General features: G+C 43.6%; 20 protein-coding genes. 14 read left to right on the forward strand and 6 right to left on the reverse strand.

Going from position 1 to position 19,208, the window contains the following annotated elements; all coding sequences use genetic code 11:
- The first annotated feature begins 34 nt into the window (after positions 1–34).
- The 14 genes from N5O98_RS12685 (at position 35) to folE (ending at position 11,723) form a co-directional block, all read left to right on the forward strand.
- On the forward strand, positions 35–751 hold the full coding sequence (locus N5O98_RS12685) for a pyridoxine 5'-phosphate synthase (protein ID WP_004307837.1): 717 nt from the start codon (positions 35–37) through the stop codon (positions 749–751).
- Positions 748–1,464, forward strand: a complete 717-nt coding sequence (locus tag N5O98_RS12690) for a MotA/TolQ/ExbB proton channel family protein (protein WP_004307838.1) — start codon at positions 748–750, stop codon at positions 1,462–1,464. Before N5O98_RS12685 ends, N5O98_RS12690 begins: the two co-directional genes overlap by 4 nt.
- Before the next feature lie 7 nt (positions 1,465–1,471).
- A complete protein-coding gene (locus N5O98_RS12695) occupies positions 1,472–1,888 on the forward strand; it encodes an ExbD/TolR family protein (protein WP_004305499.1) in 417 nt (138 codons plus the stop codon).
- A 6-nt stretch (positions 1,889–1,894) separates the two neighbouring features.
- On the forward strand, positions 1,895–2,767 hold the full coding sequence (locus tag N5O98_RS12700) for a cell envelope integrity protein TolA (RefSeq protein ID WP_004307839.1): 873 nt from the start codon (positions 1,895–1,897) through the stop codon (positions 2,765–2,767).
- 27 nt (positions 2,768–2,794) lie between these two features.
- Positions 2,795–3,346, forward strand: coding sequence for a DJ-1 family glyoxalase III (locus N5O98_RS12705; RefSeq protein ID WP_004307840.1), 552 nt, complete (start codon positions 2,795–2,797; stop codon positions 3,344–3,346).
- Positions 3,347–3,353: 7 nt separating this feature from the next.
- Positions 3,354–4,013 carry a 2-C-methyl-D-erythritol 4-phosphate cytidylyltransferase gene (locus tag N5O98_RS12710; RefSeq protein WP_004307841.1) on the forward strand — a complete coding sequence of 220 codons (660 nt, stop codon included), beginning with the start codon at positions 3,354–3,356 and terminating at the stop codon, positions 4,011–4,013.
- A complete protein-coding gene (gene recG / locus N5O98_RS12715; protein WP_004307842.1) occupies positions 4,014–6,110 on the forward strand; it encodes an ATP-dependent DNA helicase RecG in 2,097 nt (698 codons plus the stop codon). It begins immediately after the preceding gene.
- Between the two features lie 223 nt (positions 6,111–6,333).
- On the forward strand, positions 6,334–6,798 hold the full coding sequence (ndk, locus tag N5O98_RS12720; RefSeq protein WP_004307843.1) for a nucleoside-diphosphate kinase: 465 nt from the start codon (positions 6,334–6,336) through the stop codon (positions 6,796–6,798).
- Between the two features lie 19 nt (positions 6,799–6,817).
- On the forward strand, positions 6,818–7,687 hold the full coding sequence (locus tag N5O98_RS12725; protein ID WP_004307844.1) for a peptidoglycan DD-metalloendopeptidase family protein: 870 nt from the start codon (positions 6,818–6,820) through the stop codon (positions 7,685–7,687).
- Between the two features lie 122 nt (positions 7,688–7,809).
- Positions 7,810–8,352, forward strand: a complete 543-nt coding sequence (locus N5O98_RS12730) for a DUF1599 domain-containing protein (RefSeq protein ID WP_004307845.1) — start codon at positions 7,810–7,812, stop codon at positions 8,350–8,352.
- Positions 8,342–9,700, forward strand: a complete 1,359-nt coding sequence (locus N5O98_RS12735; RefSeq protein ID WP_004307846.1) for a BT_3928 family protein — start codon at positions 8,342–8,344, stop codon at positions 9,698–9,700. Before N5O98_RS12730 ends, N5O98_RS12735 begins: the two co-directional genes overlap by 11 nt.
- Before the next feature lie 106 nt (positions 9,701–9,806).
- Positions 9,807–10,565: a triose-phosphate isomerase gene (tpiA, locus tag N5O98_RS12740; protein ID WP_004307847.1), complete on the forward strand. Its 759-nt coding sequence runs from the start codon at positions 9,807–9,809 to the stop codon at positions 10,563–10,565.
- A 110-nt stretch (positions 10,566–10,675) separates the two neighbouring features.
- On the forward strand, positions 10,676–11,125 hold the full coding sequence (locus tag N5O98_RS12745) for an SPOR domain-containing protein (RefSeq protein ID WP_004307848.1): 450 nt from the start codon (positions 10,676–10,678) through the stop codon (positions 11,123–11,125).
- Positions 11,126–11,132: 7 nt separating this feature from the next.
- On the forward strand, positions 11,133–11,723 hold the full coding sequence (gene folE / locus N5O98_RS12750) for a GTP cyclohydrolase I FolE (RefSeq protein WP_004307849.1): 591 nt from the start codon (positions 11,133–11,135) through the stop codon (positions 11,721–11,723).
- Positions 11,724–11,833: 110 nt separating this feature from the next.
- Here folE and dnaG read toward each other — a convergent pair whose 3' ends face one another.
- From dnaG to N5O98_RS12780, 6 genes are all read right to left on the reverse strand, one after another.
- A complete protein-coding gene (gene dnaG, locus N5O98_RS12755) occupies positions 11,834–13,912 on the reverse strand; it encodes a DNA primase (protein ID WP_022199406.1) in 2,079 nt (692 codons plus the stop codon).
- Between the two features lie 122 nt (positions 13,913–14,034).
- Positions 14,035–14,808, reverse strand: coding sequence for a prephenate dehydrogenase (locus N5O98_RS12760; RefSeq protein ID WP_004307851.1), 774 nt, complete (start codon positions 14,806–14,808; stop codon positions 14,035–14,037).
- A 130-nt stretch (positions 14,809–14,938) separates the two neighbouring features.
- Positions 14,939–16,000 (reverse strand): bifunctional 3-deoxy-7-phosphoheptulonate synthase/chorismate mutase type II, encoded by a 1,062-nt coding sequence (locus tag N5O98_RS12765; protein WP_004307852.1) that lies wholly within the window; start codon positions 15,998–16,000, stop codon positions 14,939–14,941.
- 108 nt (positions 16,001–16,108) lie between these two features.
- Positions 16,109–17,287 carry a pyridoxal phosphate-dependent aminotransferase gene (locus N5O98_RS12770; RefSeq protein ID WP_004307853.1) on the reverse strand — a complete coding sequence of 393 codons (1,179 nt, stop codon included), beginning with the start codon at positions 17,285–17,287 and terminating at the stop codon, positions 16,109–16,111.
- A complete protein-coding gene (locus tag N5O98_RS12775) occupies positions 17,262–18,110 on the reverse strand; it encodes a prephenate dehydratase (RefSeq protein ID WP_004307854.1) in 849 nt (282 codons plus the stop codon). Before N5O98_RS12775 ends, N5O98_RS12770 begins: the two co-directional genes overlap by 26 nt.
- Before the next feature lie 476 nt (positions 18,111–18,586).
- Positions 18,587–19,033: a transposase gene (locus tag N5O98_RS12780; protein ID WP_004307855.1), complete on the reverse strand. Its 447-nt coding sequence runs from the start codon at positions 19,031–19,033 to the stop codon at positions 18,587–18,589.
- Between the last annotated feature and the right edge of the window lie 175 nt (positions 19,034–19,208).

The raw sequence follows: 19,208 nt of genomic DNA on the forward strand, positions 1-19,208 counted from the left end.
ATTTGTATTTTTGCGGCAAATATAACGTAGAACTATGACTAAATTAAGTGTAAACATAAACAAGATTGCTACGCTAAGGAATGCTCGCGGAGGAAATGTTCCCGATGTAGTAAAGGTAGCGCTTGATTGTGAATCTTTTGGTGCAGACGGTATCACTGTTCATCCTCGTCCCGATGAACGCCACATTCGTCGTTCAGATGTATATGATTTGCGCCCTTTGTTGCGCACGGAATTTAATATCGAAGGTTATCCCGCTCCGGAGTTTATTGACCTGGTGTTGAAAGTTAAACCTCATCAAGTAACTTTGGTTCCCGATGATCCTTCACAAATTACTTCTAATTCCGGTTGGGACACCAAAGCAAATCTGGAATTCCTTACTGAAGTTCTCGATCAGTTTAACAGCGCCGGTATTCGTACTTCCGTTTTTGTGGCAGCCGATCCTGAAATGGTGGAATATGCAGCAAAAGCGGGAGCGGATCGTGTCGAACTGTATACCGAACCATACGCAACGAACTATCCGAAGAATCCGGAAGCTGCCATCGCTCCTTTTATCGAAGCCGCAAAGACTGCCCGTAAACTGGGTATCGGATTGAACGCCGGACACGACTTGAGTCTGGTTAATTTAAATTATTTCTATAAAAACATTCCTTGGGTGGATGAAGTCTCCATCGGACATGCGTTGATTAGCGATGCGTTGTATCTGGGACTCGAACGTACCATTCAGGAATATAAAAACTGTCTACGCTCATGAATGCAATGATCTTGTTAGCCCAAGGGGCTATGAATATGGCCGACTCGCTGGCTACTGCCAACCCCGTATTGACGGAGGTGAACGCTCCTGAAATGAACATGCTTGATATGGCTATCAAGGGTGGATGGATTATGATTGTACTGGGTGTATTGTCGGTTGTCTGTTTCTATATCCTGTTTGAACGTAACTACATGATTCGCAAGGCAGGAAAAGAAGACCCGATGTTTATGGAGCGGATTAAAGACTATATTCATAGCGGTGAGATCAAAGCGGCTATTAACTATTGCCGTACGATAAACACCCCTTCGGCACGTATGATAGAAAAAGGGATCAGCCGTTTAGGACGTCCTATTAACGATGTACAGGTAGCTATTGAGAATGTAGGTAATATTGAAGTGGCAAAGCTGGAAAAAGGATTGACTGTAATGGCAACTATTTCCGGAGGTGCTCCGATGCTTGGATTCCTCGGTACGGTGACCGGTATGGTACGCGCATTCTACGAAATGGCGAATGCCGGAAGCGGAAACATTGATATCACTTTACTTTCCGGTGGTATCTATGAAGCTATGATTACTACGGTCGGTGGTCTGATTGTCGGTATCATTGCTATGTTTGCCTACAATTATCTGGTGATGCTGGTAGACCGTGTGGTAAATAAAATGGAGTCTCGTACAATGGAGTTCATGGACTTGTTGAACGAGCCGGCAAAATAATAGGCTGATGGGATTAAAAAGAAGAAATAGAGTATCGCCCAATTTCAGCATGGCTTCCATGACGGACGTCATCTTCCTGTTGCTGATATTCTTTATGATAACCTCTACGGTGGTGTCGCCCAATGCTATCAAAGTCTTGTTGCCGCAAGGCAAGCAGCAGACTTCGGCCAAACCGCTGACAAGAGTGGTTATCGATAAAGACTTGAATTTCTATGCCGCTTTCGGCAATGAAAAAGAGCAGCCGGTGGCGCTGAACGATCTGACTTCATTCTTGCAGAGTTGCGCAGAGAAGGAGCCGGAAATGTACGTGGCATTGTATGCGGATGAATCGGTACCTTACCGTGAGATCGTAAGGGTATTGAACATTGCAAACGAGAATCATTTTAAGATGGTGCTGGCTACACGCCCGCCTGAAAACAAATAAGAAACAATGGACAGAAGAAAAAAGGGTGAATACATAGGAGCGCTGGGTGCACTGTTGGTGCATGTGGCAGTGATTGCTCTTTTGATTCTGGTGAGCTTTACTGTCCCTCAACCGGATGAAGATGCAGGCGGAGTGCCTGTAATGATGGGAAATGTAGACGCAGCAAGTGGCTTCGATGATCCCTCTCTGGTAGACGTGGATATCATGGATGAAGATGCGGCAGCACCCGCGGAAACAGCACCGGAACTTCCTTCGGAACAGGATTTATTGACGCAGACTGAAGAGGAAACAGTAACCCTGAAACCTAAGACGGAAGAACCGAAAAAAGAAACGGTGAAACCTAAAGAGGTGGTCAAGCCGAAAGAAGCAGTGAAGAAGCCGGAGAAAACGGAAGCCGAAAAAGCTGCGGAAGCGAAACGACTGGCAGAAGAAAAAGCGGAACGTGAACGTAAGGCTGCCGAAGAAGCTGCCAGAAAGAGGGTGTCCGGTGCGTTTGGAAAAGGAGCGCAAATGACAGGAAATAAAGGAACAGCGGCTAGTGGCACGGGAACCGAAGGTAGCAAGGAGGGTAACTCTTCTACCGGAGCGAAGACCGGAACCGGAGGTTACGGAACATTTGACCTTGGCGGACGTTCTTTAGGTACGGGCAGTTTGCCGAAGCCTGTATATAATGTGCAGGAAGAAGGACGTGTAGTGGTGAATATCACCGTGAATCCTGCAGGGCAAGTGATATCGACCAGTATTAGCCCTCAAACGAATACGGTAAATTCCGCTTTGCGTAAGGCAGCGGAGGACGCAGCGAAGAAAGCCCGTTTTAATACGATAGATGGGGTGAATAACCAGACAGGGACAATCACCTATTATTTTAACTTGAGATAGTATCATTAACCAAATATATAAAGGATTATGGGAACTGTATACGCTTTTTTTGCAGATGGTTTTGAAGAAATTGAAGCCTTTACTGCTATTGACACGTTGAGACGTGCCGGACTTAATGTAGAAATCGTATCCGTTACACCGGATGAAATTGTAGTGGGAGCACATGACGTATCCGTCCTTTGCGATATCAACTTCGAGAATTGCGATTTCTTTGATGCTGAACTGCTGCTGTTGCCGGGAGGAATGCCGGGAGCTGCCACACTTGACAAGCACGAAGGGTTGCGTAAATTGATTCTTGATTTTGCCGCAAAAGGTAAACCTATTGCGGCCATTTGTGCTGCTCCGATGGTGTTGGGTAAGCTGGGACTGCTGAAAGGGAAGAAGGCTACCTGTTATCCGAGTTTTGAACAATATCTGGATGGTGCAGAATGTGTAAATGAACACGTCGTACGTGATGGAAACATCATTACCGGTATGGGACCGGGGGCTGCCATGGAATTTGCTTTGACAATCGTTGACCTATTGGTAGGTAAAGAAAAAGTAGACGAACTGGTAGAAGCGATGTGCGTTAAACGCTAAACCGTCCATGAAGAAATATGTAATCATTGTTGCCGGTGGAAAGGGCTTGCGAATGGGAAGTGACCTCCCGAAACAATTCCTTCCCATGGGTGATAAACCTGTGTTGATGCATACCCTGGAAGTATTCAGGAAATATGACGAAACACTTCAAATCATAGTAGTGCTTCCACGGGAACAACAGGACTTTTGGAAGCAACTTTGCCAAAAACACAGCTTTGCGGTGGAACACATCCTTGCCGATGGAGGCGAAACACGTTTTCACTCTGTAAAGAATGGTCTGGCACTGGTGCAAGGGCCGGGACTGGTAGGGGTGCATGATGGAGTACGTCCGTTTGTGTCGGTAGAAGTGATTCGCCGTTGTTATGACTTGGCAAAAGTGCAGAAAGCGGTTATTCCTGTGGTGGATGTGGTAGAGACACTTCGCCATCTGACAGATGCCGGAAGCGAAACGGTCAGCCGGAATGATTATAAGCTGGTGCAAACACCGCAGGTGTTCGATGTAGAGTTGTTGAAACAAGCCTATGCACAAGAATTTACTCCCTTCTTTACAGATGACGCTTCCGTTGTCGAAGCAATGGGAATACCTGTGTATCTGGCGGAAGGTAACCGTGAAAATATAAAAATAACGACTCCTTTCGATTTAAAAGTAGGGAGTGCTCTTTTATAAATGTTCGATTTATCCACACGCGACATAAAATTTATCTCCGGTGTAGGCCCTCAAAAAGCCGCTGTATTAAATAAGGAGTTGGAAATCTACTCCTTGCACGATTTAATTTATTATTTCCCTTATAAATATATTGACCGGAGCCGCATCTATTACATTCATGAAATAGATGGCAATATGCCGTATATCCAGTTGAAAGGAGAAATTCTCGGTTTCGAAACCATTGGCGAAGGACGTCAACGTCGTTTGACGGCGCACTTTTCGGATGGTACGGGAGTCGTGGATCTGGTGTGGTTTCAAGGCATTAAGTATATCTTAGGTAAGTATAAACTACACGAGGAATATATCATCTTCGGTAAACCGACAGTTTTCAACGGACGTATCAATGTGGCGCATCCCGATGTAGACAAGCCGGAAGATTTGAAACTTTCTTCGGTGGGATTGCAACCTTATTATAATACGACGGAGAAGATGAAGCGCAGTTTCCTCAACTCTCACGCGATTGAGAAGATGATGGCAACGGTGATTCAGCAAATACAGGAGCCTCTGCCTGAAACACTTTCTTCCAAATTGCTGGCGGAACATCATCTGATGCCTTTGACGGAAGCTCTCCGGAATATCCACTTCCCGACCAATCCCGATGTGCTTCGCAGGGCGCAATATCGCCTTAAGTTCGAAGAGCTGTTTTATGTTCAACTGAATATCCTCCGCTACGCCAAAGACAGACAAAAAAGATATCGTGGATATATCTTTGAGAAAGTGGGAGATGTGTTCAATACATTTTATACAAAGAATCTTCCTTTTCAACTGACAGGTGCACAGAAGCGGGTATTGAAGGAAATACGGAACGATGTCGGCAGTGGCAGGCAGATGAACCGCCTCTTGCAGGGAGATGTAGGAAGCGGGAAAACACTGGTTGCTTTGATGAGTATGCTGTTGGCGTTGGATAACGGTTATCAGGCTTGCATGATGGCGCCCACCGAAATCTTGGCGAACCAGCATTATGAAACGATCAAAGAACTGCTCTTTGGCATGGATATCCGTGTTGAACTGCTGACAGGCTCTATTAAAGGCAAAAGGCGGGAAGCGATTCTGACCGGATTGCTGACCGGAGATGTGAAGATATTAATAGGAACGCATGCCGTTATTGAAGATACTGTCAATTTCTCTTCTTTAGGTTTCGTTGTTATTGACGAACAGCATCGCTTTGGTGTGGCGCAACGCGCCCGCCTTTGGAGTAAGAATGTTCAACCTCCACATGTGCTCGTGATGACTGCTACCCCGATCCCACGCACTTTGGCAATGACATTGTATGGTGATTTGGACGTGTCTATTATCGACGAGCTTCCACCCGGAAGAAAACCGATTACTACCATCCACCAATTTGATAACCGCCGGGAAAGTATGTACCGTTCGGTGCGCAAACAAATTGAAGAAGGACGCCAGGTCTATATTGTTTATCCGCTGATTAAAGAAAGCGAAAAGATTGATTTGAAGAATCTTGAAGAAGGATATCAACATATTCTGGAAGAGTTCCCCAAATGTACGGTTTGTAAAGTGCATGGCAAAATGAAACCAGCCGAGAAGGATGAGCAAATGCAGCTTTTTGTTTCGGGCAAAGCGCAGATCATGGTGGCTACTACCGTTATTGAAGTCGGAGTGAACGTTCCGAATGCTTCGGTGATGATTATTGAAAATGCAGAACGTTTCGGGCTTTCGCAGTTGCATCAGTTGCGTGGTCGGGTAGGACGTGGAGCGGAGCAGTCTTATTGTATTCTGGTGACGAATTATAAGTTGACGGAGGACACCCGGAAACGATTGGAAATCATGGTACGCACCAATGATGGTTTCGAAATAGCCGAGGCTGATTTGAAATTGCGTGGCCCCGGTGATCTTGAAGGTACGCAGCAAAGCGGCATCGCTTTCGATTTGAAGATTGCGGATATTGTACGCGACGGGCAACTGTTGCAATACGTTCGCGCCATAGCTGAAAGTATTGTGGAACAAGACCCTGCGGCGCAGAATCCCGAGAATGAAATCTTGTGGCGGCAACTTAAAGCCTTGCGGAAAACGAATGTTAACTGGGCTGCCATAAGTTGAAAAACGGTTAAACATGCAGTTTATTTGCGTAAATGTGTTGCAAAACATATTTTGTCCCTATCCTCCCTATTTATAGGAGTTTAACGGAACAATTATTCCCTCTTTTTGCACTAAGCATCTGAAAAATAGTTAATAACTCCCTTGCCAATTCACAGGAAAATACTACCTTTGGGGGAATTTTTTTAGTAAATGTATTGTTTAACCATTTGCAAAGTCGAGTATTATGCTTGAAAAAACGCTGGTCATTTTAAAACCATGTACCCTTCAACGGGGATTGGTTGGTGAGATTACTCATCTCTTTGAACGTAAAGGATTACGGTTGGCCGGCATGAAGATGATGCAACTGACTGATGAATTGTTAAGCGAACATTATGCCCACCTTAGCGGCAAACCTTTCTTTCAGCGTGTGAAAGATTCGATGATGACAACTCCTGTCATTGTTTGTTGTTTCGAAGGTGTGGATGCTATTCAAACAGTCCGTACGTTGGCGGGACCAACTAATGGACGTTTAGCTGCCCCAGGCACCATTCGCGGGGATTATAGTATGAGCTTTCAAGAGAATATCGTTCATACATCCGATTCTCCGGAGACTGCAGCTATTGAATTAACGAGATTTTTTAAACCGGAAGAAATATTCGATTACAAGCAGGCTACATTTGATTACCTGTATGCAAACGACGAATATTAATTGAATTGACAAAGAAGGAATGAATTTTAGCATTATTAAAACAGGATTGGTCGCTGTTGCGGCTATGGTCAGTCTGAGCTCTTTCTCGCAAGACCTGATTGCCCGCCAAGCACCGATAGACAAGAAATTAAAATCAGTAGACTCTTTGGCCTTGCAGAAGCAAATCCGTGCCGAACAGTCCGAATATCCCGCCCTAAGTCTTTATCCAAACTGGAACAACCAGTATGTGCATGCTTACGGAAATGCTATTATCCCTGATACGTATACAATCGACCTGACAGGTTTCCATATGCCAACTCCAAGTACAAAAATTACTTCGCCTTTCGGTCCTCGTTGGAGAAGAATGCATAATGGGTTGGACTTGAAAGTGAATATAGGTGATACTATCGTAGCTGCTTTTGACGGTAAAGTACGTATCGTAAAATATGAGCGTAGAGGATATGGAAAATATGTCGTTATCCGTCATGATAATGGATTGGAAACAGTGTATGGTCATTTATCAAAACAATTGGTTGAAGAAAACCAATTAGTGAAAGCCGGAGAAGTAATCGGTTTGGGTGGTAACACCGGACGTTCTACTGGTTCGCATCTTCATTTCGAAACCCGCTTCCTGGGGATTGCAATTAATCCGATTTATATGTTCGACTTCCCGAAACAAGATATCGTTGCCGATACTTATACGTTCCGCAAAGCAAAAGGCGTGAAGCGTGCTGGTTCTCATGATACTCAAGTGGCTGACGGTACCATCCGTTATCACAAGGTGAAGAGTGGCGATACATTGTCCCGCATTGCTAAATTGCGTGGCGTATCAGTCAGTACACTTTGCAAACTGAACCGTATCAAACCGACTACTACTTTGCGTATCGGACAGGTTTTGCGTTGTTCGTAAAAAATATAGCTTATAAAACAGTAATACAATATCTTTAGAAGAGGGCACTTTAATATAATTTAGAGTGCCCTCTTTCTGTTTTTACTTAATTATTGTTACCTTTGCGCACTATTTGGAAGAAGATGAAAGATACCAAGCAACAATTTGAACATGTCATCGCTTTGTGCCGTGACTTATTTTCCAAGAAGCTGCACGATTACGGGCCTGCATGGCGTATCCTGCGTCCGGCTTCGGTGACTGACCAGATTTTTATTAAAGCCAATCGGATTCGTAGTATTGAAACCAAAGGAGTAACCCTGATTGACGAGGGAATCCGTGCCGAGTTTATTGCGATTGTCAATTATGGCATCATCGGACTTATCCAGTTGGAACTGGGGTATGCCGAGTCTGCCGACATCAGCAATGAAGAAGCGATGGCTTTGTACGATAAGTATGCAAAAGAGGCATTAGAACTGATGCTTGCCAAGAATCATGATTATGATGAAGCCTGGCGGAGCATGCGTGTCAGCTCTTACACAGACTTGATTCTGATGAAAATCTACCGTACCAAGCAGATTGAGAGCTTGGCCGGCAATACATTGGTGTCAGAAGGTATTGATGCCAATTATATGGATATGATTAATTACTCTGTTTTCGGACTGATTAAGATAGAATTTGAAGGATAAGAACTTACATATCATTCAGGAGGTAGTGGCGAATATGTGTCGTTTTCTTTTGGCGGCATCGTTCATCTTTTCCGGATTTGTAAAGGCAGTTGATCCGCTGGGTTTCCAGTATAAGATACAGGATTATCTGACTGCATTCGGAATGGCTTCCTGGTTCCCTTCATTCTTCCCTTTATTGGGAGGTATCGTTTTATCTGCCGTTGAGTTTTTTATAGGTATCTCTTTGTTCTTTGCAACAAGAAGAACATTGGCTACCTCATTGGCTTTGATGCTGATGATTTTCATGACGCCACTGACCTTGTATCTTGCCATCTTTGATCCGGTTTCGGACTGCGGTTGTTTTGGTGATGCCTGGGTATTGACGAATTGGGAAACATTTGGAAAGAATATCATTCTGCTGTTTGCGGCAATAATGGCTTTCCGTCACAGGAGGATGCTGATTCGTTTTATCAGTGTGAAGATGGAGTGGCTGGTTTCTCTTTATACGCTGTTTTTTGTGTTTACTTTATCGTTCTATTGCCTGGACCGTTTGCCTGTTTTAGACTTTCGTCCTTACAAGATCGGAAAGAATATCCTAGAAGGAATGACAATGCCCGAAGGAGCCAAACCAAGCGTATATGAAAGCATCTTTATCCTGGAGAAGAACGGAGAGCAGAAAAAATTTACGTTGGATAACTATCCGGATAGTACCTGGACATTTGTCGATACGCGTACCATCCTTAAGGAAAAAGGATATGAACCGGCTATTCACGATTTCTCTATGATAGATCTGAATACGGGGGAAGATATAACAGACGATGTATTGACGGATATAGGATATACTTTCCTGTTGGTTGCCCATCGGATTGAAGAGGCGGATGATAGTAACATTGATTTGATTAATGAAATATATGACTATTCGGTGGAGCATGGCTACAAATTTTATTGCCTCACTTCTTCACCGGAGGAACAGATAGAACTGTGGAAGGACAAGACAGGAGCCGAATATCCTTTCTGCCAAATGGATGATATAACATTGAAGACGATGGTTCGCTCCAACCCGGGGTTGATGTTGATTAAGAACGGAACCATTCTGAATAAATGGAGCGATGAGGATATACCGGATGAATACGTACTGACGGACAAGCTGGAGAATCTGCCGCTAGGAAAGCAGAAAGTGAGCAGTGACGCTCATACGGTAGGATATGTTTTTCTGTGGTTTGTTATTCCGTTGTTGTTAGTGCTTGGGGTGGATGTGTTGGTCGTTCGCCGCCGGGAACGGAAAACTGCGAAGCGGAAGCAACAAGAAGAAGAGATAAAAAGCAAAGAACCGGAAACAAAGAATCAAGGAATAGAAGAACAAGAATAAGAAAAAATGATAACGAGCGACCCTCTGTAACGAACACTAACCTGAATCGTTCAATCGTCAATCGTCCAATCGTAAATTTATTAACCCTTTAAAATAAAAAAACAAAATGAGAAAGAACATTGTTGCAGGAAACTGGAAAATGAACAAAACCCTTCAAGAGGGTATCGCTTTGGCTAAAGAACTGAACGAAGCATTGGCTAACGAAAAGCCTAACTGTGATGTAATCATCTGTACTCCGTTCATCCACTTGGCTTCTGTTACTCCGTTGGTAGACGCTGCTAAGATTGGTGTAGGTGCTGAAAACTGTGCAGACAAAGCATCAGGTGCTTATACAGGTGAAGTTTCTGCTGAAATGGTTGCTTCTACTGGTGCAAAATATGTAATTCTGGGACACTCTGAACGTCGTGCATACTACGGTGAAACAGTTGCTATCCTTGAAGAAAAAGTAAAATTGGCTTTGGCTAACGGTCTGACTCCGATTTTCTGTATCGGTGAAGTGTTGGAAGAACGCGAAGCTAACAAGCAGAACGAAGTGGTAGCTGCACAAATGGAATCTGTATTCTCTCTGTCGGCTGAAGACTTCTCTAAGATTGTATTGGCTTACGAACCGGTTTGGGCTATCGGTACAGGTAAAACTGCTTCTCCTGAACAAGCACAGGAAATCCATGCTTTCATCCGTTCTATCGTAGCTGACAAGTATGGCAAAGAAATCGCAGACAATACTTCTATCCTTTACGGTGGTAGCTGCAAACCTTCTAACGCTAAAGAATTGTTCGCTAACCCGGACGTTGATGGTGGTTTGATTGGTGGTGCTGCTCTGAAAGTATCTGATTTCAAAGGTATCATTGATGCTTTTAACGCATAATTAAAACTTCTTTCAGGCACGGATTTCACGGATTACACGGTATAGTTTAGTCCAAGAGATTTCGAAAACTGTGTAACCCGCGTAATCCGTGCCTAAATATTATTTATAGAATGAGAAAACTAGCTTTACTTACTTTGTTGTTGGTATTGGCAGTTGTCGGTGTACAGGCACAGGGCATTGTCAAAAGTCTGGAACGTAACGTTCCGGGACAAGGAAAGGTGACTATTCATCAAGATCCCCGTATTGAGGCTCTGATAGGGATGGAACGTCCTGCAACAGGTGAACAGAAAGTAATAAAGACTTCCGGATTCAGAATACAGGCGTATGCCGGTAATAATACTCGTCAGGCTAAGAATGATGCTTATCATGTAGCATCACGCGTTAAAGAGTATTTCCCTGAATTGACAGTATATACTTCGTTCAATCCACCTCGTTGGCTTTGTCGTGTAGGTGATTTCCGGAGCATTGAAGAGGCGGACGCAATGATGCGTCGGTTGAAGTCTACCGGTGTGTTCAAAGAGGTTTCTATTGTAAGAGACCAGATCAATATTCCTTTATAATCGTATCATGTTAGAAAAAGAAGAAATTATTTCTCCGAATCTGGAGGAGTTGAAGAGTCATTATCGTAGTATTATAACTTTGTTGGGTGAAGATGCCGAACGGGAAGGGTTGCTGAAAACTCCGGAACGGGTGGCTAAAGCAATGTTAAGCTTGACGAAAGGGTATCACATGGATCCTCATGAAGTGCTTCGCTCTGCTAAATTCCAGGAAGAATACAGTCAGATGGTGATTGTGAAAGATATCGATTTCTTCTCCCTTTGCGAACATCACATGTTGCCGTTCTACGGGAAGGCGCACGTGGCTTATATTCCTAACGGCTATATCACCGGGTTGAGCAAGATAGCCCGTGTAGTCGATATATTCTCTCATCGCCTGCAAGTGCAGGAACGCATGACACTGCAAATCAAAGAGTGTATTCAGGAAACACTGAATCCATTGGGTGTAATGGTGGTAGTGGAAGCCAAACACATGTGTATGCAGATGCGTGGTGTAGAAAAACAAAACTCTATTACTACTACTTCGGATTTTACCGGGGCTTTCAATCAGGCAAAGACTCGTGAAGAGTTTATGAATCTGATTCAACACGGGACTTTGTAGAGAAAACCTGGTAAGAAACGCTATTGGGTTTCGGTATCGGGGAAGACAGGCTTCGGTACCGATGAAGAGGGGGGGCACCGATGAAGACATCTCTCGGCACCGATGGGGAATCATCGCAGAACAACCCTGTCACCCAGTCGTTTTGCCATGATGCTTTGTACGGTCTTCAACTCATTAAAGCGTTTCATAAGCGAATCACATTTTTCATTATCATGGGCGAGAGCAGGATCTTGCAGGGCATAAAGCATGTGCTTCAATTCCTCCGTTACGATTGCATATTTGAAGTTAATCATTAACATCGGAACCATTTCATAGAGACGCTCTTCATCCGTTACGATCTTTTGGGATTTGGAGTGGTATTTACTAAGCTGATACCGCACATTAATCAAATCCACACTCAATTTACTGATTACCGGATCAGGATGTGCCAGGAAATAACGTTCAGCAATGAAATTGGAATCATGCATGTGTGCAGCAGCTTCCGATAACATTTGGCGGTGCAACGGATTATGAAAAGCTAACTCATCTTCTTTCAAATCATTAATCACATATTCTATAACGGTTACCGGAATCTCGTTTCCTTCTTCATCAGTCAGGTTACACATGATTTTTTCTCCATAACGAACTACTGCCTGTAATATCAGCCGTTCGAATTTGTAGAATTCTTGTCCTTCCTTTCCTTCCTGGGGGATAAAAGATGCATAGTTGTCTTCCTGCAGAGAGGGAGGAACCTCTGTATATCCGTTATCTATTTCAGGAGGCAACGGAATATCTCCGTTGGGCATCGGAGCATTTTCAGACGGTGTCCCTTGAGACATTGTAGCTGTTCTTTCAGCCATCCGGCGTTCCCGTTCCGTCTGTTCAGCTCGTTTCTCTGCTTGAGTTTCCCGTCTTTTGGCAACTTCCGATACCAACAGCTTATCTTCTACATGAAGTAGCTGTGCACATTCTTTGATATAGACATCTCTGACAATCGCTTCCGGGATAACAGAAATACTTTGCACCAAGTTACCAATCAGTTCCGCACGCTTGATGGGATCTTTTCCTGCATCCTCCAGCAGCAAGTTTGTTTTGAAGCGGATAAAGTCCGTTTCATGTTCAGAGATGAAAGCCTGGAATTCCGTTGAGTTATGTTTGCGGGCAAAAGAGTCCGGGTCGTCCCCATCGGGAAGAAGACAGACTTTGATATTCATACCTTCCTCCAATAACATGTCAATTCCCCGGATAGAGGCCTTGATACCCGCTGCGTCACCATCGTAAAGCACAGTCATATTGTTGGTGAACCGGTGAATCATACGGATTTGTCCCGGTGTAAGGGCTGTTCCCGAAGAAGCAACCACATTCTCTATACCGGATTGATGCATGGAGATTACATCCGTGTAACCTTCAACCAAAAAACAACGGTCTTGTTTTACAATAGCCTGTTTGGCAAAATATATACCGTATAATTCGTTACTTTTATGATAGATTTCCGATTCGGGTGAATTGACGTATTTTACTTTAACCCCTTTCGTTGCACTGGCAAGTACACGTCCGCCAAAAGCCACCACTTTACCGGAAAGCGTATGGACAGGGAAAATCACACGTCCCCAAAAACGATCCCGCAATCGGTGGTCATCCGTTTCGTAGCAAAGTCCGGTTTTTACCAGATACTCCTTCTTATATCCTTTTTGGATTGCCTCTTTGGCGAATGCATCGTGGCTTTCAGTACAGTAACCTAGTTGGAATTTCTCAATAATGTCGTCGCGAAAGCCACGGTTGCGGAAATAAGCCATACCGATGCTACGCCCGTCTATATGATTTTTTAGTATGTTTTGGAAATAATCGCGCGCAAAGTTATTGACGATAAACAGACTTTCGCGTTCGCTTTGCACAAACTTCTCTTCATCGCTTAATTCCCGCTCCTTGATTTCAATATTGTATTTCTTGGCAAGGTACTTCAGCGCTTCCGGATATGACATCTGCTCGTGCTCCATAATGAAATGCACTGCGTTTCCACCTTTTCCACAAGCAAAACATTTGCATAATCCTTTGGCGGGAGAGACATAAAAAGAAGGGGTTTTATCACTGTGGAACGGACACAAACCGACGTAATTGACACCACGTTTGCGCAGGGTGACAAAATCCGAAACGACATCCATAATTTGTGCCGCGTCCAATATTCGGTCTATGGTAACTTGATCTATCATTCTTTCTCCTGTGAATCCGTTTTTGCGGATACAAAGGTACACATAAAAAAATCCCCTGCAAACAAAAAAGTATGCAGAGGATCGTTAAATCTTGCCTCCCTCTCTATATAATAGATGATGGATTATTTAATCTTCTCCCGAATCTTAGTCAGATACTTTTTCATTCCTTCCGCATCTTTGTTCTCGATAATTTCGAGAAGATTCTTCAACTCCGTGCGGATATTGGCTACCTGTCCCGGAGTGCGTGGGTTGAACAGGATTTCCTGAAGCAGGTAGTCGTCTTCGCTTAATAGGCCTTTGGCAATTGCCATGTGCTTTTTGAACGTAGTTCCCGGAGCTTCCTGATGTTTCATGACGGCAGCAAATACAAAAGTCGATACGAACGGAATAGAAAGCGAGTAAGCTACTGTTTCGTCGTGTTCGTCGAACGTATATTCGAAGATGTTCAAACGCAATGTCTGATAGAGATCTTTGAAGAATATTTTTCCCAGATGGTCTCCTTCACTGATGATGATGGCATTCTCGCTGCTTAGATTACTAAGACTAGCAAAAGTAGGGCCAAACATCGGGTGGCTGGAGACATAACGGAAACCGCTTTCTTCATAAAACTTCTTCAGTCCTGTTTTTACAGAGGCAATGTCACTAATGATACAGTCTTTCGGTAACACAGGCAATACTTTATGAAAGGCATCCAGCGTGTACTTCACTGTAACGGCGTTAATAACCAGTTCCGGTTCAAAGTCCTTAATCTCCTCCAATGTGGTGAAACGATACGTGTTATAGACAAAACGCAACTGGTGCGGGTTGACGTCAAACACGGCTGTCTCATGTTGAAAGCTTAATATATCAGTAAAGAAAGAGCCCATTTTGCCGGCTCCAAGGATTAATATTCTCATAATGTTTATTTAAAAATCCTTTCCCTAACCCTCTCTTAAGGAGAACAGACTGAAAGTTACTCTTGTCAATATGAACAGGAGGTTACTTTCTTTCCTCTCTTTGGAAGAGGGTTAGTGGAGAGGCTGCTTTTTATTTATTAATAATTTCCATCTGTTGACGAACCGATTCTTCGTGGATGGCTTCGAAAATCTTCTTCATAAACTCGCTGTCCATACCGCATTGTTCGCCCTGCGCGCCACGTTTTTCCAAGATTTCATTGTAACGTCCAGCTTGAAGAACGGTGATTCCATGCTCTTTTTTGTAAGTACCGATTTCGCGGGCTACGCGCATTCTTTTTGATAGTTCCTGAATGATATTGTCGTCACATTCGTCAATTTGTTTACGGAGTTGTGCCAGACTTTCGGTAGATTGCGTTTCAGTACGGATCACCAACAGATTGAGGATATAGTCGAGTACGTCCGGAGTAACTTGTTGGGAAGCATCGCTCCAAGCGCAGTCCGGGTTACAGTGGCTTTCTACGATCAGACCGTCGAAGTTCAAGTCCATCGCCTGTTGGCAAAGCGGAGCTACTAATTCACGTTTTCCACCGATATGGCTCGGATCACAGAAAATCGGAAGATTAGGGATACGGCGGCGCAGTTCGATAGGAATATGCCATTGGGGAAGATTACGGTAGATCTTCTTGTCATAGCTGCTGAAACCACGATGGATAGCACCCAGGCGTTTCAAACCAGCGTTGTTGATACGTTCCAGTGCTCCGATCCATAATTCGAGATCCGGGTTCACCGGGTTCTTAACCAATACAGGGATATCAACACCTTTCAGCGCATCAGCGATTTCCTGTACGGCGAAAGGATTGGCAGTGGTACGTGCGCCTACCCAAAGAATATCGATTCCCGCTTTCAGACATTCGTAAACATGTTTGGCTGTTGCTACTTCCGTAGAAACATACATTCCTGTTTCTTTCTTTACCTCTTTCAACCAGGCAAGACCTTCTACGCCGATACCTTCGAAACCTCCCGGTTTGGTACGCGGTTTCCAGATGCCGGCACGATATATTTTCTGTCCTTTTGCAGCCAGTTGTTTGGCTGTATCCATTACTTGTTCTTCAGTTTCTGCGCTACAAGGGCCGGCAATGACAATCGGTCTTTTAGCTTCAATGCCCGGTAATAAAATTGATTCGAGTTCCATATTCTTATTTGTTTTTATTCTTTTAATAACTTGTTTTCGTTGAAATTATTCTGTCTTATTATGCTGCTGTTTTCTTCTCTTTTTCTTTGAAGAGAGAACAACAGAAACCTATATTCTTTTTATTCTTTCCAGTGCTTCCGCCAGTTTATTGTCTTTGCAACAAAGAGAGATACGAATATATCTTGCTCCGTTACTGCCGAAAATAAATCCCGGAGTGATAAACACTCTTGCTTCATGCAGCACCTTTTCCGTCAGTTCCTCTACATCCTTGCAGGAAGCGGGAATCTTTCCCCAAAGGAACATTCCTACTTGCTTTTCGTCGTAGGTGCATCCCAATGTTTTCATAATCTCACCGGCGAGGTGACGACGGTTGCGATAGTTTTCGTTATTGCCTTCATACCAGTCTGCTTCTGCTTCAAGAGCAGTTGCTGCAGCCAGTTGCATGGCACGGAACATACCGCTGTCGATATTACTTTTCACTTTCAATATCCATTGCACGAATTCTGCGTTCGATGCCAACATACCGATACGCCAGCCGGGCATATTGTGACTCTTGCTCATAGAGTTGAACTCGATGCAACAGTCTTTGGCTCCCGGCACACTTAGAATACTGATAGGCTTATCGTTTAGGATAAAGCTGTACGGATTGTCGTTCACAATCACGATATTCTTTCGGCGGGCAAAATCAACAAGACGCTCATAGATTTCCGGAGTAGCATTGGCTCCTGTCGGCATATTCGGGTAGTTGGTCCACATCAGTTTTACACGACTAAGATCCATCTTTTCCAGTGCCTCAAAGTCGGGCATCCAACCGTCTTCTTCTTTCAGGTCATAGTTGATAACTTCCGCGCCAAGTATTTTACTTAAAGAAGTATAGGTGGGGTATCCCGGATTCGGGACTAACACCTGCTCACCCGGATTGACAAATGCCAGCGTAACATGGAGGATTCCTTCTTTCGAACCGATCAATGGTTGTATTTCCGTATTCGGATTCAGTTCCACTCCGTACCAGCGTTGATACCAATTGGCGAAACCTTTGCGCAGTTCGGGGATACCTACATACGGTTGATAACCGTGTCCGTTGGGATCATGAGCATTGTTGCACAATGTTTCGATGGTTTCCCTTGAAGGAGGCATATCGGGGCTTCCGATACCGAGGCTGATGACATCTTTTCCTTCAGCATTCATCTGTGCTACCTCTTTAAGTTTCTTTGAGAAGTAGTATTCGCTAACACTTGCCAATCTGTCGGCAGGAGCGATTTTATACGTTTGACTTTCCTTCTGCATATTCGCCTAATAATTTAAGTTCTTTGGTTAATGGAGTGATTGCGGCAATAGATTGCTTGTATCTTAGATAATCGTTGAAAGCTACATCTACGTAAAATTGGTATTCCCATTCCCGTCCGATGATTGGCAACGATTGGATTTTTGTCAGATTGATATTATAGAACGATAGAATAGACAAAACCTGTGACAGACTACCTTCTGTGTGCGGAAGAGTGAATACCATACTCGCTTTGTTGGTTGCGTTGACATGATGTTGGCGGAGTTCGTCCACTTGCCAGGGATCGGCAACTACCAGAAAACGGGTGAAGTTGTGTTTGTTCGTTTCAATGCCTTCCTGAAGAATTTTCATGCCGTAACGTTCGGCTGCTGCTTTGGAGCAGATAGCGGCATGGCCTTTCAGACTTTCATTCTTGATGATTTCCGCGCTGCGGGCAGTATCTTCACCTTCCACTACTTTCAACTGTGGGTGCTGATTCAGAAATTCGCGACATTGCATCAGGGCGATAGGGTGGGAGTTGACTTCAGTCAGGTCTTCCCAACTCTCATCAGGGAGACAGACGAAGCTGTGCGAGATACGCAGTTTGTATTCACCGATGATTTGTGTGCCGCTTTGTCGCAGCAACTCATTGTTGTGCAGCAAGCTTCCCGCAATTGTATTCTCGATGGCTAGCATTCCGATAACCTGGCTGTCTTTTCGTATCGAAGTAAACACGTCTTCGAAGTTGGCACAACAGATTAACTCTATTTCTTCTCCCTCGAAGTACTTGTGTGCGGCGATATCATGATATGAGCCGAGTGTTCCTTGAATTGCTATCTTTTTCATTGTTTTAATGTATTATATAAAAAAATCCCGCGTCCATATTGGAGCGGGATTCATATGATTGATTTCTCTATTCAGTCCTTAAGCATCACTGTCACTTGATACATACAAACTCCCGCTCTACTTTGTTGCTAAAGTAAAAGTAAAAAAAGAAGTAATATGCATAAGTAAATGATTTCATTCGAATCTTTGTTTTTTGCTTTGGTTTCTAATTCTGGGGCAAAAGTAATAATTTTCTGTTAGATGCAAACAAAAAACGATATTTTTTTTGTTTTTTCATCAAAAACAAATGAAAAGGTCATTCTGTTTTGAGCTTTACATGTCGTCTTTCTCTGGTTTGCGTGTAGCCTTTTCTTTCATTAAGGCTGAAAGCCTTCTATTATATAGCGTAGGGCATCGCCCTACGTAAAAGCATACACCTAACATAAGCCCTGAAAGGGCGGGACTACTTGGACGTTTACGTCTTTCATAGTATGATTCTATATAAACTCTTCATTATATTCAACCTGATATTCTTTTAGAAACATTTTCAGTTCATCTTGGAAGGTCATTTTTTTGTGATGCTCTTTTTGTCCCAGAATATATCGAGTTACAGTCTCAACTTTTGATTGACTGACTGAGAAAGCTCCATATCCTTCTTGCCAGGAGAAATCATGATATGAGGGTCCTAAACTTTTTATCCATTTTGACGAACTACGTTTTACTTCTTCTACCATTTTGGATAATGCGATGTTTTTGTTGAGAATACATAAGATATGTATATGATTGGTAAATCCGCCTACTATGATAGGTGGGCAGTCTATGTTTTTCAGAATGCCGGAGATGTATTTGGATATTTCTGATAATTTATCCTCGTTTATACTGTCCTTCCTGTATTTAGTGCTGAAAGTCAGATGAATATAGTTCTTTGATAGGGATTGTGGCATATAGTTAGTTCATGTTCCGCCCTTTCAGGGCTTGTATTTGGGTTTTATAAATACGTAGGGCGATGCCCTACGCTATATAATGGAAGGCTTTCAGCCTTATCAATGTTGATGTCAATCTGTCCTGATAGTTTCTACGCTATATAATGGAAGGCTTTCAGCCTTATCAAGCTGATAT

This window comes from Bacteroides sp. LFL-34 (genome assembly GCF_027257075.1).
GTDB lineage: Bacteria > Bacteroidota > Bacteroidia > Bacteroidales > Bacteroidaceae > Bacteroides > Bacteroides ovatus.

Coding starts and splice junctions, on each gene's coding strand:
- ndk (WP_004307843.1), top strand. CDS start 6,334: ATGCTTGAAAAAACGCTGGTCATTTTAAAACCATGTACCCTTCAACGG.
- folE (WP_004307849.1), top strand. CDS start 11,133: ATGTTAGAAAAAGAAGAAATTATTTCTCCGAATCTGGAGGAGTTGAAG.
- N5O98_RS12775 (WP_004307854.1), bottom strand. CDS start 18,110: ATGAAAAAGATAGCAATTCAAGGAACACTCGGCTCATATCATGATATC.
- recG (WP_004307842.1), top strand. CDS start 4,014: ATGTTCGATTTATCCACACGCGACATAAAATTTATCTCCGGTGTAGGC.
- N5O98_RS12685 (WP_004307837.1), top strand. CDS start 35: ATGACTAAATTAAGTGTAAACATAAACAAGATTGCTACGCTAAGGAAT.
- N5O98_RS12770 (WP_004307853.1), bottom strand. CDS start 17,287: ATGCAGAAGGAAAGTCAAACGTATAAAATCGCTCCTGCCGACAGATTG.
- N5O98_RS12695 (WP_004305499.1), top strand. CDS start 1,472: ATGGGATTAAAAAGAAGAAATAGAGTATCGCCCAATTTCAGCATGGCT.
- N5O98_RS12700 (WP_004307839.1), top strand. CDS start 1,895: ATGGACAGAAGAAAAAAGGGTGAATACATAGGAGCGCTGGGTGCACTG.
- N5O98_RS12730 (WP_004307845.1), top strand. CDS start 7,810: ATGAAAGATACCAAGCAACAATTTGAACATGTCATCGCTTTGTGCCGT.
- N5O98_RS12725 (WP_004307844.1), top strand. CDS start 6,818: ATGAATTTTAGCATTATTAAAACAGGATTGGTCGCTGTTGCGGCTATG.
- N5O98_RS12710 (WP_004307841.1), top strand. CDS start 3,354: ATGAAGAAATATGTAATCATTGTTGCCGGTGGAAAGGGCTTGCGAATG.
- N5O98_RS12690 (WP_004307838.1), top strand. CDS start 748: ATGAATGCAATGATCTTGTTAGCCCAAGGGGCTATGAATATGGCCGAC.
- N5O98_RS12760 (WP_004307851.1), bottom strand. CDS start 14,808: ATGAGAATATTAATCCTTGGAGCCGGCAAAATGGGCTCTTTCTTTACT.
- N5O98_RS12705 (WP_004307840.1), top strand. CDS start 2,795: ATGGGAACTGTATACGCTTTTTTTGCAGATGGTTTTGAAGAAATTGAA.
- dnaG (WP_022199406.1), bottom strand. CDS start 13,912: ATGATAGATCAAGTTACCATAGACCGAATATTGGACGCGGCACAAATT.
- N5O98_RS12765 (WP_004307852.1), bottom strand. CDS start 16,000: ATGGAACTCGAATCAATTTTATTACCGGGCATTGAAGCTAAAAGACCG.
- tpiA (WP_004307847.1), top strand. CDS start 9,807: ATGAGAAAGAACATTGTTGCAGGAAACTGGAAAATGAACAAAACCCTT.
- N5O98_RS12780 (WP_004307855.1), bottom strand. CDS start 19,033: ATGCCACAATCCCTATCAAAGAACTATATTCATCTGACTTTCAGCACT.
- N5O98_RS12745 (WP_004307848.1), top strand. CDS start 10,676: ATGAGAAAACTAGCTTTACTTACTTTGTTGTTGGTATTGGCAGTTGTC.